The organism is Streptomyces sp. XM83C (assembly GCF_023072675.1).
GTDB classification, from domain to species: domain Bacteria; phylum Actinomycetota; class Actinomycetes; order Streptomycetales; family Streptomycetaceae; genus Streptomyces; species Streptomyces thermocoprophilus.
This window is the reverse complement of sequence record NZ_JALLGL010000049.1, coordinates 16,311-27,499: the sequence shown is the minus strand read 5'-3', so window position 1 is coordinate 27,499 and position 11,189 is coordinate 16,311. Positions and strand designations below refer to the sequence as shown.

At 73.0% G+C, this 11,189-nt stretch carries 9 protein-coding genes; 3 read left to right on the top strand and 6 right to left on the bottom strand.

Going from position 1 to position 11,189, the window contains the following annotated elements; translation table 11 throughout:
- The 4 genes from MTQ10_RS08675 to MTQ10_RS08660 all read right to left on the bottom strand — a co-directional run.
- The coding region (locus MTQ10_RS08675; RefSeq protein ID WP_247464152.1) for an SRPBCC domain-containing protein at positions 1-944 on the bottom strand (944 nt) is incomplete at its 3' end.
- Positions 945-996: 52 nt separating this feature from the next.
- Complete coding sequence (locus tag MTQ10_RS08670; RefSeq protein WP_247464150.1) at positions 997-2,619, bottom strand: polyamine aminopropyltransferase; 1,623 nt, start codon at positions 2,617-2,619, stop codon at positions 997-999.
- A 156-nt stretch (positions 2,620-2,775) separates the two neighbouring features.
- Positions 2,776-3,294, bottom strand: a complete 519-nt coding sequence (locus tag MTQ10_RS08665) for a DUF2617 family protein (RefSeq protein ID WP_247464148.1) — start codon at positions 3,292-3,294, stop codon at positions 2,776-2,778.
- Between the two features lie 403 nt (positions 3,295-3,697).
- Entirely contained in the window at positions 3,698-4,057 is a 360-nt protein-coding gene (locus tag MTQ10_RS08660) for a hypothetical protein (RefSeq protein WP_247464146.1), read from the bottom strand.
- A 310-nt stretch (positions 4,058-4,367) separates the two neighbouring features.
- On the opposite strand from MTQ10_RS08660, the gene MTQ10_RS08655 reads away from it, so the two are divergent.
- Both MTQ10_RS08655 and MTQ10_RS08650 read left to right on the top strand, forming a co-directional pair.
- Positions 4,368-5,558, top strand: a complete 1,191-nt coding sequence (locus tag MTQ10_RS08655; protein ID WP_247464142.1) for a pyridoxal phosphate-dependent aminotransferase — start codon at positions 4,368-4,370, stop codon at positions 5,556-5,558.
- Between the two features lie 617 nt (positions 5,559-6,175).
- Entirely contained in the window at positions 6,176-7,384 is a 1,209-nt protein-coding gene (locus tag MTQ10_RS08650) for a hypothetical protein (protein WP_374117583.1), read from the top strand.
- 19 nt (positions 7,385-7,403) lie between these two features.
- On the opposite strand, the gene MTQ10_RS08645 is transcribed toward MTQ10_RS08650, so the two are convergent.
- The gene (locus tag MTQ10_RS08645) at positions 7,404-7,934 is read right to left on the bottom strand and encodes a YbjN domain-containing protein (RefSeq protein ID WP_247464138.1); all 531 of its coding nucleotides are present in this window, start codon (positions 7,932-7,934) and stop codon (positions 7,404-7,406) included.
- Between the two features lie 149 nt (positions 7,935-8,083).
- Between MTQ10_RS08645 and MTQ10_RS08640 the strand changes: the two genes are divergently transcribed.
- Entirely contained in the window at positions 8,084-8,566 is a 483-nt protein-coding gene (locus MTQ10_RS08640; RefSeq protein ID WP_247464135.1) for a hypothetical protein, read from the top strand.
- A gap of 15 nt (positions 8,567-8,581) precedes the next feature.
- Here MTQ10_RS08640 and clpB read toward each other — a convergent pair whose 3' ends face one another.
- Positions 8,582-11,182 (bottom strand): ATP-dependent chaperone ClpB, encoded by a 2,601-nt coding sequence (clpB, locus tag MTQ10_RS08635; RefSeq protein WP_247464132.1) that lies wholly within the window; start codon positions 11,180-11,182, stop codon positions 8,582-8,584.
- Positions 11,183-11,189 lie beyond the last annotated feature (7 nt).

Below are 11,189 nucleotides of genomic sequence, written 5' to 3'. Positions count from 1 at the left end.
GGGGCGTAACGGCCGCGGGGCGGGGCGTGATCGACCTCTTCCGCGCTGCGGCCGATCATCGTGCGCCGGGCGTGCGCGGCCTCGGCGACGGGGTGCCCGTCCAGGCCGTCGGCCCCTTCGGCCCCGTCGGCCCCGTCGGCCTCGGCGTCATCGTCGGCCAGCGGGTCGAGGGACGGCGGGGGCACCTCGGTGTCGAAGACCGACGGACGCTCCTGGGGCTCGGTCGCCCGAGGCTCGTCACCCGACGTGGGCTCCTCACCCGGCGTGGGCTCCTCACCCGGCGTCGGCTCCTCACCCGGCGTGGGCTCCTCACCCGGCGTCGGCTCCTCACCCCTCTCCGGCTCCTCCGCCGGCGGGGGCGGCGTGTCGTCCGCGTCCGGGGTCGTCTCGAAGTCGCTCGTCGCCGCCGTCTCGAACTCGCCCGCGGCCAGCAGCTCCGGCGACTCGGCGCCACCCGGCACCGCGTCCTCCACGGCGGGCTCACCAGCGCCCTCGGCCTCCGCCTCGGTCCCGGCCTCCGCCTCCGCCTCCGCCTCCGCCCCCAGGTTCTCCGCGAAACGGTTCAGCAGCCGGGTCACCGCCCCGGCGACCTCCTCCTTTGGCAGCTCCGCGATACGCCCGCCGGCCGTCGCCGTACCGGTGAAGGTCAGCCGGGTGCCGCCCTCGGCGTCCGTGAGACGCACGGTGAGGTCGGGCCGTACGGTGCCGGTGCCGCGCGCCTCGGTCGCCTCGCCGGCCACCGTGTACGAGCCGTCGTCGTGGGCGGTGACGCGCAGGGCACCGCGGTAGGTGATGGTGTGCCCGCCGACGCGGACCTTCAGCCTGCCGGTCAGCGGCGCGTCGTCCTGCTGGAGCCCGGGCACGGCCCGGGCCGCCCGCACGGGGTCGTCGAGCACCTCCCGCAGCCGCTCGCCGGGGACCGGAACGAACACCTCATGCTCCATGGCGCGGACTCTACCCAGCGAACGGCCGGAACGACCCTCTCCCGTGCGGACCTCAATAGCGCGGATGCACCAACGTCGACGGCGGCGCCCCCGGCACCCGCGCGTCCTCGGCGGCGGCCTCGCCGGCGGCCAGCGCGGCCGGGGTCAGGGTGCGCGGGGCGGGCCCGCCGGGGGCGAGGCCGAGCACGGGCGTGCGGTCGGCGGAGGCGAGCAGGAACCCCCAGTCGCGCGGTGCGCGCGAGGCGCCCTTCCCGGCGGCGGCAGTGTCGGTGCCGAGGACCTGGTAGGGAACGGGGTGCAGGCCGGCGGCGCGCAGGGTCGCCTCGACGGTCCAGAAGTCGCGGGGCCGCGCGGACAGCGGCCCGGCGTGCACGACGAGCCGCCCGCCGGGGGCGAGGGCGCGGCGGGCGAGGCCGTAGAACTCCTGCGAGTACAGCTTCGTGCTGTCGGTGAGGCCGGGGTCGGGCAGATCGGAGACGACGACGTCGTACGACGCGACGGGCGCCCCCCGCAGCCAGGCGAAGGCGTCGGCGCCGGTGACATGGACGCGGGGGTCGCCGTAGGCGTGGTCGTTGAGGCGGGACAGCGCGGGGTCGGTGCGGGCCAGCCCGACCAGCCCGAGGTCGGCCTCGACGACGTCGACGCGGTGGACGTCCGGATAGCGCAGCACCTCGCGCAGGGCGAGCCCGTCGCCGCCGCCGAGGACGAGGACGCGCGCGTGCCGGCCGTGCAGCGCGGGGTGGACGAGGGCCTCGTGGTAGCGGCGTTCGTCGTGCCCGCCGACGCGGAGCCGCCCGTCCAGGTAGACGTCCAGGGGCCGGCCGCCGGTGCCGCCGGTGAGGACGACCTCCTGGACGCCGGTGCGCTGCGCGACGCGGACGTCGTCGCCGTACACGGCGTGCCGTGCGGCCTGTTCGAAGTCGTCGGCGAGGAGCGTGGCGCAGGCGAGGACGCCGAGCACGGTGACGTTGGCGGTGAGCAGCACCCAGCGGGCGCGCCGGCCGAGGTCGCGATGGAAGAGCCCCAGGACGAGTGAACCTCCGGCGACGACGTTGACGGCGCCGGTCAGCAGGGAGCTGGTGAGCTGGCCGAGGAACGGCAGCAGCAGGAACGGGAAGGCGAGGCCGCCGACGAGCGCGCCGACGTAGTCCGCGGCGAACAGGTCGGCGACGGCGCCGCCCGGGTCCTGCCGGCGGACGCGCTGGATCAGCTCCATCAGCAGCGGCACCTCGGCGCCGATGAGCAGCCCGATGGCGAGGGAGAACGCGACGAGCAGCACGCGCGGGCCGTTCGCCCAGATGCCGCCCCAGTCGCCGGTGAACGCGAACACCGCGTACAGGGCGAGGGCGCTGCATCCGCCGACCAGGGCGAGCAGCGCCTCCAGCGCGGCGAAGCCGGCGGCGGCGCGGTGTCGCAGCCGTTTCGCGGCGAGCGAGCCGACGCCCATCGCGAACACCATGACCGACAGCACGACGGACGCCTGGGTGACGGAGTCGCCGATCAGGTAGGAGGCGAGGGCGACCAGTTCGAGCTCGTACACCAGACCGCAGGCGGCACAGACGAACACGCACGCCAGCACGAGGAACCGCCCGGTCGTCGGCCGGACCGGCAGCCGCGCGGGGCCGACCCAGGGCGGCGGGGTGCCGGGCGGGGCGGACGCGTGCGATTCGATCACGGAAGGGACGTTACGTCACGTCTCCGGCACGCTTCGTCACCCACACGTGTGGAACCGGGTGTTGCCGGGTCCACGGAGGTTTACGCTCCGCACACCCGGCGCGGCACACCGGCAGGGGGGCGCCCGGCATGACGGGCGCCCCCACCGCGCCTCGGCTCACACCGCCGCCGGCACCCGGAGTCCCACACGGGTCCGCGTGGCGACGAGCTGGCCGTCCTGCGGGTACGCATGCCACGTACGCCAGTGCACGAAGCCGTCGTGACGGTGCGCCAGCAGCGCCGTGAAGGCGTGCGGGCTGCCCGGGAAGACCCCGGCGAGTCCGTTGGGGTGGTCGGCGACCAGGGCGAGGAGTTCCTGGGCGCGGCCCGCGAAGGAGCCGGGCGAGAGCACCTCGACCCGCGCCGCGAACTCGTACTCCCAGTCGCCCACCCGCTTGGCCACGCCCAGCGGCAGCGGTGTTCTGCTGCCGGGGATGCAGGCCACCGTCTCGGAGCAACTGCCGTGCTCCTCCTCCACGAGCACCTGATGTGACGCGCCGAGCAGCCTCAACTGTAGTTTGGCGTCGGCCAGTTCGAGGTCCAGGGTGGCGAGCGCGGGGAGCGGTTCGCGTCCCAGGGCCCAGGCGAGGTCGGCCGCGCGCGTGTCGGTGTAGGAAGTGTTCAGGGTCGTGAGCATGGATCAGCTCCGCTAGCACGCAAAGAAAAAGGGGCGTTGGGTCCGGCGCATCCCGGTCGGCACCGGGAGATCGGCCGGGCCAGCCCGGTCGGGCATGGCGTCCGCGCGAGACGTCCGAGGGGCTGGGATGGTGATTTAGAGGGAATCATGAACTGTGGCGCCGCAACAGCGTTTTTACCCAGGTTCGTGCGGTTTCCATCCCTCAGAGGGCCCCACAGCTCAACTGTTCAACTACGACGCGCGCCGTTGCGTCACGGCGCACACCCCGCGCGCCCTCGTACACACCGCACCACGGCCCCGGCGCGTCCCCACGGACGCACGCGACCGCGGGACCGGCCCAGGCCCGGTTCCCGCGGTCGCTCACGGATGCGGTTCCCCCTTGCTGGAGCTCAGCTGCCCCGTGTCAGCTGCCTCCCCCGCATCCGCCCCCGCCGCCGCAGGACGACCCGCCTCCGCAGGACGAGCCGCTGCCGCAGGACGAGGACCCCCCGCAGGAGTGCCCGGAGTGGTGCCCGTCCCCGTGATGTCCGCCCGGGTCCGAGCTGCCGCTGTCACCGACCCACCAGCCGGCGCTCCCGGCGGCATACGCGTCGGAGCTGCTGCCGCTCCGGTACGACGACCGTCCGCCGGGACGCTTCGCCATACGGACCGACCCCCGCCCCACGGCCGCGTAGCGGCGGGCGTTCCGGCCGGCGCGTACCGCCGAGACGACGATCGCCACGACGACGACCGCGATCACTGCCAGGATGATGCCGATGACCATGGCGTCACCCTCCTTCCCGAAGTACGGAAATCTCCCCCGAAGCAGCCCCCCGTGGGCGCCCCGCTCGGTGCGTGCCCGGGAGATTCCCTTGCCCTGTCCCCCTCAAAGCAGAGTTGAGGAACATCAGAGGGTTCTCGCCCTGCGACAGTCTCCGACCTGCGCCGAAGCCGGCCGGGCCGCGTGCGGTGGCCGTCGGTCCGGGGCCTCGGAGATCATGCCGTTCTCGTCGCCGCCCGTGCGGCCGTCGGGCCGTCCGTCCGTGGCGCCGGGTGCCGAGGCGTGTTGAGGAACGCCCGGCCCTCGGCGCACGATGGCGCGCATGACCTCCACGCCGCGTCCGCTTCTGAACCGCCGGCTCGCCGAGTTCGGGACGACGATCTTCGCCGAGATGTCCGCGCTGGCCCTGAGCACCGGGTCGATCAACCTGGGGCAGGGGTTCCCCGACACCGACGGGCCCGAGGAGGTGCGGGAGGCGGCCGTGCGGGCGTTGCGGGACGGGCGCGGCAACCAGTACCCGCCGGGGCCCGGTGTGCCCGAGCTGCGCACGGCGGTCGCCGCGCATCAGCAGCGCCGGTACGGGCTGGTGTTCGACCCGGACACCGAGGTGCTGGTCACCGCCGGGGCGACGGAGGCCATCGCGGCCGCGCTGCTGGGGCTGCTGGAGCCGGGCGACGAGGTCGTGGCGCTGGAGCCGTACTACGACTCGTACGCGGCGTGCATCGCGATGGCGGGCGGGCGGCGGGTGCCGGTGACGCTCAGACCGCGCGACGGGGCGTTCCGGCTGGACCTGGACGAGCTGCGGGACGCCGTCACCGACCGCACACGGCTGCTGCTGATCAACACCCCGCACAATCCGACCGGCACCGTCCTCACCCGTGAGGAGCTGACCACGATCGCCGCGCTGGCGGTGGAGCGGGATCTGCTGGTCGTGACGGACGAGGTGTACGAGCATCTCGTCTTCGACGACGCCGAGCATGTGCCGTTGGCGAGCCTGCCGGGGATGCGGGAGCGGACGGTGACGATCGGCTCGGCCGGGAAGACGTTCTCGTTCACGGGCTGGAAGGTCGGCTGGGTGACGGCCGCGCCCGGCCTCCTGTCGGCGGTGCGGTCGGCGAAGCAGTACCTGACGTACGTCGCCTCGGGGCCGTTCCAGTACGCCGTCGCCGAGGCGCTCGCGCTGCCCGAGTCGTACTTCGAGGCGTTCCGCGACGACATGCGCTCCAAGCGGGACGTGCTCACGGCGGGGCTCGCGGAGGCCGGCTTCGAGGTGTTCCGCACCGCCGGCACGTACTTCGTCACCACCGACATCCGGCCGCTCGGCGAGAGCGACGGCATCGCCTTCTGCCGTTCCCTGCCCGAGCGGGCCGGCGTGGTCGCGATCCCCAACGCCGTCTTCTACGACCACCGGGACGCGGGCGCCCCCTTCGTGCGTTTCGCGTTCTGCAAGCGGAAGGACGTCTTGGAGGCGGCGGTGGACCGTCTGGGCCGGCTGGCCCGCTGAGGGCGGGCCGGATGCGCGTGCAGTCGATGCGAGCCGTCGCCCGCCAGGAGACGAGCACGCGGTGCACGGCCTCCCTGGCATCCGGCTCTGCCGCATCGAAGAGTGCTTCCAGCAGCTCCACGGTGAACGCACGCCCCTCTTCGTCGTCGAGGTGTCGCACCCAGGGGGAGACCTGCGGCAGCGCCGGCGGAAGCGACCGGGCTCCGTCATCGTGCTTCATGAGCGCGAGGAAGAGCCGGGACGCGGTCGTGAGGTTCTCCTCGGTGCGCTCCGCGTGAGCGGCCGTCGTCAGCACCATGCCGGGTGCGTCCCGATGCGTGACGCGCTGAGCACCGAGGGCGGCGGCCCCGGCGGCGACACCCTTGGGGTCTCTCGACAGATCCGTGAACGAGACCGACTCGGGCTCGGCTCCCAGGTGAGCACGGCTCCTACCGGACTGTGCTCGGATCGTGTTCCGGTGCCAGGCATGTGCACGGCGCTCCGTACTCCTGTGCTGCCCGTCTGCAAGCGCCCGGAGGCGCTGGAAGAAGCGGGCAGGCCGTGTCACCCGTCCGGGGCGCGCCCGGGCGGACGGTCCGGGGTCGCCGAGTGGGGGCGGGGCGGGAAGGGTGCGGGGTGTGAGTCACGCCAGCAGCACGCTCCTGCCCACCGTCCCCGACCGTGCCCGGCGCGCCGGGGAGAGGACGGCTGCGGCCCTCGGGGGGTCGCGCTGGGCCGCCGCCGGGCTGGCGGTGGGCCTGTTCGCCCTCACGCGGCTGCTGGGGGCCGCCGCCGTCGCCGTGGTGGCCCGGTCGGCCGGCAAGCAGCCGATGGGGCTGCTGGGCCGGTCCTGGGACTCGCTGTGGTACCTGGGGATCGCCTCCCACGGCTACGGCCGCACCCTCCGCTTCCCGCCCGACCTGGTCTACAGCGATCTGGCGTTCTTCCCGCTGTACCCGGCGCTCGTGCGGGCCGTGTCGGCACTGACCCCGCTGGAGGGCGCACCCGCCGGGCTGGTCGTGGCGTGGACGGCGGCCGGGGTCGCCGCGTGGGGGATCTATCGGTGCGGTGAGCTGCTGTACGGGCGTGCCGTCGGCACCGTGCTCGTGGTGCTGTGGGGGCTGCTGCCGCACTCGGTGGTGCTGTCGATGGGGTACACCGAGCCGCTGCTGACCGCGTTCGCCGCGTGGTCGCTGTACGCGGTGCTGCGCGGGCACTGGGTGCGGGCGGGCGCGCTGGCCGCGCTGGCGGGGCTGTCCCGGCCGAACGGGTTCGCGGTCGCCGCCGCCGTCGTCGCCGCCGCGGCGTGGGAGGTGTGGCGGCGGCGCGGGCGGAACGTTTCCCACAGGCTGTGGACGGGCGCCGCGCTCGCCCCGCTGGGCTGGACGGCGTACGTGCTGTGGGTGGGGCACCGCAAGGGGGATCTGCTCGGCGGGTACTTCGAGGTGCAGCGCGGCTGGGGCTCCACCTTCGACCTGGGGCGCGGCTCGCTGCGCTTCGTCCGCCATCTGGTGCTCCAAGGCGACCGGCTCGTCTTCGCGACGGTCCTCGTGATCGTCGCCGCCGCGGTCGTGCTGTACGCGCTGCTGCTGCTGGAGCGGGCCCCGCTGCCGCTGCTCGTCCACAGCGGTGTGCTCATGCTGATCGTGCTGGGCGGCTCCGGGTTCTTCGAGTCCAAGCCGCGGTTCCTGCTGCCCGCGTTCCCGCTGCTGCTGCCGCTCGCGCTGGCGTTGGTGCGGACGGCCAGAGCCCGGCCCTGGCACGCGACCGTGGTGGTCGGTGCCCTGGCCGGGCTCTCGTTCGGTTACGGCGCGTATCTCGTCGCAGTGGCGGACACGCCGCTGTGACTCCCAGGGGAGGGAGCGACTACTCGTCGCCCTCCTCGGGCTTGTCGGCCTCGTTGACCTCCTGCTCCAGGCCGAGCTGTTCCACGAGCCAGCGGTCGAACTCGATCGCGGCCCGCACCCAGCTCACCGTGGAGGAGACGAAGAACTCCAGGTTGACGCCCGCGCCGATCAGCATCTGCGCCTCGCCGATGAGGCGGACGGTGCCGTCGTCGTGGGTGTGCGTGTAGACCTTGGGCCACAGGGTGCGGCGGTTCCAGTCGTCGACGGACTCCAGCAGCTGGGGCTTCTCGTCGATCTTGTGGGGGCGGTCGTAGAACGTACGCACCGAGAAGACCTGCTGGTCACCCTCGCCGCGGAACATGAAGTACGTACGGAACTGCTCCCACGGCGCCGCCAGGTCGCCTTCTTCGTCGACGACGTACTTGAGCTCCATCTGGTCGAGGAGCTGCTTCACGAGGTCCTGATCCGGGACGACGGGGCCCGCCGGTCCTTGGGGCTGCGGCTGGGGCTGGCCCCCGAAGTTCGGAATCGAGGACGGGTCGATGGTCACCGTGTTTTTCCCTTCGTACGGATCCCGCCATCCTCCCTCACCGGGGGAGGGGGGAGGCAAGCCCCGGCGTGCCCTGTCTGCCGAGGGCTGACATGATCTGGCCGGTCGCCGGTGCCGGGCACCGGCCCGGACACGGGGGTGGAGCGGTTTTGGCGGTACGGGGGAGCAAGCCCGGCCCCAGCGGGTGGCGGGTGCTGCTCGCGGTGCTGATCGCGGTGCCGGGGCTGCTGGTGCTGGGGGCGGGCGTGTGGCTGGTGTGGGGTGTGGTGACCTGGGACGGGGGCGGTCGCGGCCCCGAGCAGGCGCCCTGCGAGGAGGCGCTGGCGTTCGGCGGGGCGCGGCTGCCGCAGGGCGCGTACGACACCGACTGCTCGGTGCAGTCCTTCCTCGACACGATGTACGAGGGGTCCTTCCGGATGCCGCGCGAGGGCGCCCGGGATTGGCTGGCGGACATGGCACCGCAGGGCTCCGCGCCCGTCGAGGGCTGCTGGTCGGGCGCGGATCTCTGTCTGGACATGGACCAGGACGAGGGCGGCCTCCCGCCGGGCGCGGAGGCGCACCACGTGTCCGCGGACGTCTTCTACGAGAACGCGACCACCGCCCTGGTGCGGTGGTCGGCGTTCACGATGTGAGGCGCGCGGGCCGCGTCAGAGCGTCTTGCCCGTGCTCGCCGGGCCGACGATCAGCCCGTCGCCGAACACGTCGACGCGGACCGTGTCGCCGTCCTTGACCTCGCCGGCGAGGATCTCCTTCGCGAGCCGGTCGCCGATGGCGGTCTGCACCAGCCGGCGCAGCGGCCGGGCGCCGTACGCCGGGTCCATGCCCTCCGTCGCCAGCCAGCCCAGCGCCTCGTCGGTGACGTCCAGGGTGAGCCGGCGCTCGGCGAGCCGACGGGCCAGCCGGTCGATCTGGAGCTTCGCGATCCGGCTCAGCTCCTCCTTGGTCAGTGCGGTAAACACCACCAGGTCGTCGAGCCGGTTGAGGAACTCCGGCTTGAACGAGGCCCGGACGACCTCCAGCACCTGCTCCTTCTTCTCCTCCTCCGAGGAGATCGGGTCGACGAGGAACTGGCTGCCCAGGTTGGAGGTGAGGACGAGGATGGTGTTGCGGAAGTCGACCGTGCGGCCCTGCCCGTCGGTGAGCCGGCCGTCGTCGAGGACCTGAAGCAGGATGTCGAAGACCTCCGGGTGGGCCTTCTCCACCTCGTCCAGCAGGACCACGCTGTACGGCCGCCGCCGCACCGCCTCGGTGAGCTGTCCGCCCTCCTCGTAGCCGACGTACCCGGGCGGGGCGCCGACGAGACGGGCGACGCTGTGCTTCTCGCCGTACTCCGACATGTCGATGCGGACCATGGCCCGCTCGTCGTCGAAGAGGAAGTCGGCGAGCGCCTTCGCCAGTTCGGTCTTGCCGACGCCGGTCGGGCCGAGGAAGAGGAACGACCCGGTGGGCCGGTCGGGGTCGGCGATCCCGGCGCGCGACCGCCGCACCGCGTCGGACACGGCCCGCACGGCCTCGCTCTGCCCGATGAGCCGCTTGCCGATCTCCTCCTCCATCCGCAGCAGCTTCTGCGTCTCGCCCTCGAGGAGCCGCCCGGCGGGGATGCCGGTCCAGGAGGCGACGACGTCCGCGATGTCGTCGGAGCCGACCTCCTCCTTGACCATGGTGTCCTTCGCGGCCTCCTCCTCGGCGGCCGACGCGGCCTGCAACTCCTTCTCCACGGCCGGGATCTCGCCGTACAGCAGCTTGGAAGCGGTGTCGAAGTCGCCGTCGCGCTGGGCGCGTTCGGCCTGCCCGCGCAGCTCGTCCAGCTTCTCCTTCAGCTCACCGACCCGGTTGAGGGACTGCTTCTCCTTCTCCCAGCGGGCGTTGAGGTGACGCAGCTCCTCCTCCTTGTCGGCGAGGTCGCGGCGCAGCTTCTCCAGCCGCTCCTTGGAGGCCTGGTCGGTCTCCTTGGACAGGGCCAGCTCCTCCATCTTCAGCCGGTCCACGGCACGCTGCAGCTCGTCGATCTCCACGGGCGAGGAGTCGATCTCCATGCGCAGCCGGGACGCGGCCTCGTCGACCAGGTCGATCGCCTTGTCGGGCAGGAAGCGGGAGGTGATGTACCGGTCGGACAGGGTCGCGGCGGCGACCAGCGCGCTGTCCGCGATCTGCACCTTGTGGTGGGCCTCGTAACGCCCCTTCAGGCCGCGCAGGATGGCGATGGTGTCCTCGACGGTCGGCTCGGCGACCAGCACCTGCTGGAAGCGGCGCTCCAGCGCGGGGTCCTTCTCGATCCGCTCCCGGTACTCGTCCAGGGTGGTCGCGCCGACCATGCGCAGCTCGCCGCGGGCCAGCATCGGCTTCAGCATGTTGCCGGCGTCCATCGCGGAGTCGCCGCCGGCGCCCGCGCCGACGACGGTGTGCAGCTCGTCGATGAATGTGATGATCTGCCCGTCGGACTCCTTGATCTCCGACAGGACGGTCTTCAGCCGCTCCTCGAACTCGCCCCGGTACTTGGCGCCCGCGACCATCGCGCCCAGATCGAGCGCGACCAGCCGCTTGTCCTTCAGCGACTCGGGCACATCGCCCTTGACGATGCGCTGCGCGAGCCCCTCGACGACGGCGGTCTTGCCGACGCCGGGCTCACCGATGAGGACGGGGTTGTTCTTCGTACGGCGGGACAGGACCTGCACGACCCGGCGGATCTCCTGGTCGCGGCCGATGACCGGGTCGAGCTTGCCCTCCCGGGCGGCGGCGGTGAAGTCGGTGCCGAACTTCTCCAGCGCCTTGTACGAGCCTTCCGGGTCGGCGGTGGTGACGCGGCGGCCCCCGCGTGCCTTCCGGAAGGCGTCGAGCAGCTTCTGCGCGGTGGCGCCCTGCCGGGTGAGCACCTCGGCGGCGGCCCCGCCCTTCGCGGCGATGCCGATGAGGAGATGCTCGGTGGAGACGTACTCGTCGCCGAGGTCCTTCGCGCGGGCCTGCGCGTCGGCGACGACGGCGAGCAGCTCGCGGTTGGGCTGCGGAGGCGCGACGGTCGACCCGGTCACGCTCGGCAGCGACGCGAGCACCTTCTCGGCGCCGGTGCGGACGGCGGCGAGGTCGGCGTCGACGGCGGCAAGCAGATCGACGATGTTCTCGTTGTCCTGCCCCTGGAGCAGAGCGAGCAGCAGATGGGCGGGGGTGAGGTCGGGATGCCCCTCGGTCACGGCACGGTTGCTGGCCGCGTTGATCGCGTCCCGGCTCCGGTTGGTCAGCTCGGCGTCCACGTTCGCG